The sequence below is a fragment of the Paraburkholderia sp. EG304 genome, from assembly GCF_046543485.1.
GTDB classification, from domain to species: Bacteria; Pseudomonadota; Gammaproteobacteria; order Burkholderiales; family Burkholderiaceae; genus Paraburkholderia; species Paraburkholderia youngii.
Genome location: NZ_JBKGUA010000521.1, coordinates 1 through 237 on the forward strand (window position 1 = coordinate 1; position 237 = coordinate 237).

Here is a 237-nt window from a genome sequence, read left to right on the forward strand (position 1 = left end):
CGGACGGCAATCTGGAGTTTCTGGGGCGCACCGACGAGCAGGTCAAGATCCGGGGCTTTCGCATCGAGCCGGGCGAGGTGGCCGCGCACCTGTGCGGACCTGCTTGGGTGCGCGAGGCGGTGGTGGTGGCGCGCGAGGAGCGGGCCGGCGAGCCGCAGCTGGTGGCGTATGTGGTGGCCGCAGAGGAGGCGCAGGAAGCGCAGCTTGCGGCGACGCTGCGCGCGCATCTGGTGGGGC

General features: G+C 72.6%; 1 protein-coding gene. It reads left to right on the forward strand.

Annotated features, from left to right (window positions below):
* Nucleotides 1-237: hypothetical protein (locus ACLFKU_RS44990; RefSeq protein WP_410853544.1), on the forward strand; the 237-nt coding region annotated here is incomplete at both ends.